This window comes from Trebonia sp. (assembly GCF_030042015.1).
Classification (GTDB): Bacteria; Actinomycetota; Actinomycetes; order Streptosporangiales; family Streptosporangiaceae; genus Trebonia.
This window is the reverse complement of the sequence record NZ_JASIAL010000396.1, coordinates 1-5,365: the sequence shown is the minus strand read 5'-3', so window position 1 is coordinate 5,365 and position 5,365 is coordinate 1. Positions and strand designations below refer to the sequence as shown.

Here is a 5,365-nt window from a genome sequence, read left to right as displayed (position 1 = left end):
ACTCGGTGCTGGCCGGGCCGCTGCCGCACCTGCGGGAAGTGGCCGCGGCGGCCGCGCGGCGCCCCGCCCATGTGGTGCTGCTAGCGGACAGGGACCGTGCCGCCGCCGTCGCCCACGCCGCCGGGGATCAGCGGCCTGCCCGGCGGTTCCCGGTCGGCGTCCGTCCCGGCGCGCCGCCCGATCCCCATCCGGGCAGGCCCCCGGCGCAGCACCACGGAGAGCGGCACGTGACCGGTCCCGAGCCGGAAAGCGGCGGCGAGCGGAACGAGGAGTTCACGGCCGCTCGCGTGGCCGAGGCCGCGGCCAGCGTGGGCGCGCACATCCTCCTCGGCGCGGGCGATCAGCACATCCTGGACGCGGTCTCGGGCCACCTGCCTGAGTCACTGGGCCCGATCGTCACGATCGCGTCAGGTCCCGTGCCCGTGGACGGCGACGACGGGCTCAGCGCCGAGATCGCCGCCGCCCTCGACGAGATCACCGCCGAGGCCATCGCCGCTGTCGCGGACCTGGTCGCCTCGTCGGCCGTGGGCGCTGAGCCAACCGCGGTCCGCGGCGTCGCCGCCGTCGCCGGGCAACTGGCCGCACAGCAGGTCGCCGTCCTGCTGGTGGCCGCCGACATCTCCAGGGACGCCGCCGGCGCTGGCTACCGGATCGGGAGCCGCCCGACCGAGTTCCTCGCCGGCGACTCCGGCGACGGCACCGAGGTGCCGCTTGAGGACGGCCTGGTCTGGGCCGCGTTGCACCAGGACGCGATCGTCGTGCAGCTACCGGACCGCGGCGGCCCGCTCGCCGGCCAGCCGACGGCAGCGCTGCTGCGCCACGGGACGGCCTGCTAACGAACGCACGTCACGATCTGCCCCGGCGCACAGTGGCAGCGGGCCGGATGAGACCGGCCCGGGCTCCGTGCGCGGAGCCGCCGCACTGCGCCCGTCGCGAACGGATCCATGCCGCCGGGCGCTATACGCGATCGCCCCGAAGCTGGCCCAGCCGACGGCGATCATGAGCCAGTAGCTCACCAGGCGGTACGCCAGGGCCGCGGAAACGGCGGGGACCCGGCCCGCGCCGTAGGCGGTGAGGATCACCGCCAGGCTGCCCTCCACGATGCCAAGGCCGCCGGGGACTATCGGAAGGGAACCCGCGACCTGGGCCGCCCCGTACGCCAGGAGGACGCCGTACCAGGGGATGCTGGCATGCACCGCCCCGAAGGCGCAGACCAGGCACAGGAAGTCGAAGAACCACAGCCCGGTGCCGAGCGCGACGAGCCGAACGGTCGGCCAGGTGCCCAGCGGGATCTCTCGCATCCGCGCCAGCGTCGCGTCGACGCGTGCCCCGACGCTGCCCCGCGGATGCCCGGTGACCCGCCGCACAGCGCGCACCAGGGCTCCGGCCAGCCGCAGCAACACGTCACGTCGCACGAGTACCGCGATCGCCGCGGCCACGATGGCCAGGCCGACGACAGTGACGCCCGCGTCGGTGGCGCTCGCGGCGCCCGCCAGCGCCACGACGACGCCGGCCAGCATCAGCAGCGACATCCCGATCGTCTGGGCGATCAGCACCGTGAACACGGTCCAGCCCGCCGCCGCCCCGCTCACCTCGTGCCGCCGGTAGTAGCGGTAGCGGTAGGCGCTGGAGACCACCGGCTCTCCAGGTGCCGTGTTCGCGATGGCGTCGTTGGCCAGGCTCAAGATCATCAGGCCCGGCGCCGGGATGACGGCGCCGCCCAGGCGCAGGACCCGGTGCTGCAGGCAGGCGAACGTCCACAGCGACATCGTCTCGGCCGCCACGGCGGCCGCCAGCCAGACGGCATTGACGTGGCCGAGCTGGCGCACCGCGGCCGCCAGGTCGCCCCGCTTGCCGGCGAGCAGCAGCAGGACCACCGCCCCCACCCCAAGGCCGAGCACGTAGCGGAGCACTTCCCTGACCCCGCGGCTGGCCGGAGGGTGGAGCATACTCACCACCGTAAGTTACCTAACAGGCAGGAAATCTGGGAGAGGACGGGACCCCCCATGGGAGCATCATCGCCGGGGTTTCGTCCCCCCGGGCAGTCCCGCTTCGGCGGGCGCATCGGCCGGGACTGGCGGGACTCCGAGCCGTGGTGGCCGCCGCGGCCCGCGCCCCCGGACGGGGCGCCGAACATCGTTGTCGTGGTGCTCGACGATGTCGGCTACGCCCAGCTCGGCTGCTACGGCTCGGACATCGAGACGCCGACGTTCGACGGCCTGGCCGCCCGCGGCGTGCGGCTCGCGAACTTCCACACCACCTCGCTGTGCTCGCCGACCCGCGCGTGCCTGCTGACCGGCCGCAACCATCACCGCAGCGGCATGGGGCGGGTCGCCGAGCTGGCCGTCGGGTTCCCCGGCTACTGGGGCAGGCCGCCGCGGGAGAACGGCTACCTGTCCGAGATCCTGCGCGCCAACGGGTACGCCACCTACGCCGTCGGCAAGTGGCACCTGACCCCCGAGAGCGAGATCAGCATGGCAGCGTCGCGCGCCACCTGGCCGCTGGCCCGCGGGTTCGACCGCTGGTACGGCTTTCACGGCGGCGAGACGCACCAGTTCGTCCCCGCGCTCTATCACGACAACCACGCGGCCAGGCCGCCCGCGTCCGTCGAGGACGGCTACCACCTCACCGAGGACCTGGCCGACCGCGCGATCGAGTTCCTGTCGGACCTGCGGGCGGCCGAGGCCGCCCCGGGCAAGCCGTTCTTCCTGTACTTCGCCACCGGCGCGTGCCACTCACCGCACCAGCCCCCGGCGCGCTGGCGCGAGCACTACCGCGGCCGGTTCGGCCTCGGCTGGGACGCGTGGCGGGAGCAGGTCTTCGCCCGCCAGCGCGCGGCCGGCCTCTTCCCCGAGTCGGCCGTGCTGTCCAAGCGGCCCGACTGGGTTCCCGCCTGGGACAGCCTGGACGACCGGGAACAGGCGGTCGCGGCGCGCTTCATGGAATGCTTCGCCGGCTTCCTGTCCCACGCCGACGAGCAGGTCGCCCGGGTGCTCGGGTTCCTCGCGGACCTGGGCGAGGCGGACAACACGATCGTCGTGGTGGTCTCCGACAACGGCGCAAGCTCCGAGGGCGGCGCCACCGGGTCGATCAACGACGTGCGGCTGCTGAACATGGACCCGGCCGGGACGCAGGAGATGTTCGCGCGGCTGGACGAGATCGGCGGGCCGCTCACGCACAACAACTATCCGTGGGGCTGGACCATGGCCGGGAACACCCCGTTCCGGCGCTGGAAGCGCGAGGTCCACCAGGGCGGGGTCGCCGACCCGTGCATCATCTGCTGGCCGGCCGGCCCGGTCGAGCCCGGCGGCATCCGCCGCCAGTTCACCCATGCCATCGACATCGTGCCGACGCTTGCCGAGCTCGCGGGCATCGAGCTGCCCGCCCAGATCGACGGCGTGGCGCAGGCCGGCCTGGACGGGGTCAGCTTCGGCTACCTGCTCCCGCCGGGCACCCAGACCGCCAGGGAACGGCACGAGACGCAGTACTTCGAGATGTTCGGCTCCCGGGCGATCTACCACCAGGGCTGGAAGGCCGTGACCTTCCACCCGGTCGGGCCCCTCTATGACGACCAGGATTGGAACGCGCCGTTCGACGAGGATGTCTGGGAGCTGTACCACGTCGCCGAGGATCCGTCGGAGTCCGCCGACCTCGCCGGGCAGCGCCCGGACCTGGTGCGCGAGCTCACCGGGCTGTGGTGGCAGGAAGCCAGCCGCAACCAGGTGCTCCCGCTGGACAACCGGGTCCTGTGGGCGGTCGCCCAGCTCAAGCACGATCGGCACAGGACCGGGGATCGTTTCCGGTACTTCCCTGGCCGCGCGCAGGTGCCCGAGTCCGCGGCGGCGAACGTGCGGAACCGCTCGCACGCGATCATCGTCGACGTGACCATCCGCGGCGCCGGGGCGACGGACGGGGTGCTGCTGGCCCAGGGATCGGCGCTCGGCGGGTGGTCGCTGCTCATCCTCGGCGCGAAGATCCGCTACGTGCACAACCTGTACGGCAGCGAACGCCATGTGATCGAGTCCGACGAGGCGGTGGGGCCCGGAGAGCACCGGATCGAGTACGCCTTCACCAAGGATGCGGGCCTCGGCGGCACCGGGGTGCTGCGCTGCGACGGGCGGGACGTGGGCCGCGGCACGATCCCGGTGTTCACGCCGGCCGAGTTCAACGGTGTCGGCGCGGGGCTCACCTGCGGTTACGAGTGGGGGCCCGCCGTTGGCACCGGCTATGCGGCACCCTTCCCCTTCGCGGGAACGATTCGCCGCGCCGTGATCGAGACGACCGGACCGGTGGTGCGCGACGTGCTGGCAGAGGTGGCCGCCATCCTGTCCGAACAGTGACTGTTCCGCGCGGTGCGACAATCGGCACATGCCACATCGACTGGAAGTCCCATGGGCGTAAGGAAGATAGCGATCCTCGACGACTACACCGGCGTCGCCCTGGAGTACGGCGACTGGTCGGCGCTGCCCGGCGACGCCGAGATCACCGTCTACCGGGAGGCGATCGCGCCGGAGCGGCTCGCCGGCGAGCTGTCCGGCTACGAGATCGTCGTCATCACCCAGCAGCGGGCGCGCTTTCCCCGGACCGTGCTCGAGAGCCTGCCCAACCTGAAGCTGATCGTCTGCAACGGGCGGACCAGCAACGTCATCGACCACGAGGCCCGGATCGAGCGCGGAATCCTGCTGTGCGGCACCGCCGAGACCGACCGGGCCGCCAGCCCGCGCCCGGTCAGGTACGGGGCAGGGCCCGGCCTGCCCGCGCCGGCGGAGATGGCGTGGGCGCTCATCTTCGCCGTCGCGAAGCGGACCGGCATCGAGGACCGGGCCGTCCGCGCCGGCGGCTGGCAGACCGGGTTCCCGATCCCGCTCGGCGGAAAGACACTTGGCCTGCTCGGCGCGGGCCACCTCGGCGGCGCCATGGTCCCGGTCGCCAGGGCGCTCGGCATGGACGTCATCGCCTGGAGCCGGCACCTCACCGCCGGGCGCTGCGCCGAACTGGGCGTGCGGCGGGCCACGAAGGACGAGCTCCTCGCGTCCGCCGACGTCCTCGGGGTCTTCCTCGTGTTCTCCGAGCGCTCCCGTAACACGCTGCGCGCCGCCGACCTGGCGAAGATGAAGCGGGGCGCCATCGTGGTCAACATCTCCCGCGGCCCGATCGTCGAGGAGCAGGCCCTCGTCGAGGCGCTCCGCTCGGGTCACCTCGCCGGCGCCGGCCTGGACGTCTTCGACCGCGAGCCGCTCCCCGCCGATCACCCGTTCCGGTCCCTGGACAACGTCGTCGTCACCCCGCACATCGGGTACGTCACCGAGCAGCTCTTCCGCGCCTGCTGGCAGCGCATGGCGCAGGACGTCGCCGCCTACCTCGC

At 73.0% G+C, this 5,365-nt stretch carries 4 protein-coding genes; 3 read left to right on the top strand and 1 reads right to left on the bottom strand.

Features of this window, described 5'->3' with window-relative positions:
- On the top strand, positions 1 to 836 hold an 836-nt coding region (locus Q1N79_RS21535), incomplete at its 5' end, for a hypothetical protein (RefSeq protein WP_300611703.1).
- On the opposite strand, the gene Q1N79_RS21530 is transcribed toward Q1N79_RS21535, so the two are convergent.
- On the bottom strand, positions 765 to 1,949 hold the full coding sequence (locus tag Q1N79_RS21530) for a YbhN family protein (RefSeq protein ID WP_300611701.1): 1,185 nt from the start codon (positions 1,947 to 1,949) through the stop codon (positions 765 to 767). The genes Q1N79_RS21535 and Q1N79_RS21530 overlap by 72 nt on opposite strands.
- Positions 1,950 to 2,006: 57 nt before the next feature.
- Between Q1N79_RS21530 and Q1N79_RS21525 the strand changes: the two genes are divergently transcribed.
- A complete protein-coding gene (locus Q1N79_RS21525; protein WP_300611699.1) occupies positions 2,007 to 4,340 on the top strand; it encodes an arylsulfatase in 2,334 nt (777 codons plus the stop codon).
- Between the two features lie 51 nt (positions 4,341 to 4,391).
- Positions 4,392 to 5,365 (top strand): NAD(P)-dependent oxidoreductase (locus Q1N79_RS21520; protein WP_300611697.1); only part of this gene is annotated, 974 nt, incomplete at its 3' end.